At 78.6% G+C, this 262-nt stretch carries 1 protein-coding gene; it reads right to left on the bottom strand.

The genetic code is table 11. From position 1 onward, the window contains the following. Positions 1–262 (bottom strand): class I SAM-dependent methyltransferase (locus tag CCN44_RS47290; protein WP_244204093.1); only part of this gene is annotated, 262 nt, incomplete at both ends.

Here is a 262-nt window from a genome sequence, read left to right on the forward strand (position 1 = left end):
CCTCGCGGCCTCGGCGATCCACGGGACGTCCAGCGCCTCGGTGTTCCACCACAGCGCCAGCGCGCCGCCCGGGCGCAGCACGCGCAGCGCCTCCGGGACCGAGCGGGCCGGGTCGGTCCAGTGCCAGGCCTGGGCGTAGGTGACGAGGTCGGCGTGGGCGTCGGCGACGGGGAGGGCGTTGCCGTCGCCCCGGACGAGCGGGATGCCGGGCAGTGCGCGGCGGAACTCGGCGGCCATGCCCGCGCCGGGTTCGACGGCGAGG

Origin of the sequence: Streptomyces tricolor, from assembly GCF_002155905.1 — a bacterium.
In the GTDB taxonomy this organism is placed as follows: Bacteria; Actinomycetota; Actinomycetes; order Streptomycetales; family Streptomycetaceae; genus Streptomyces; species Streptomyces tricolor.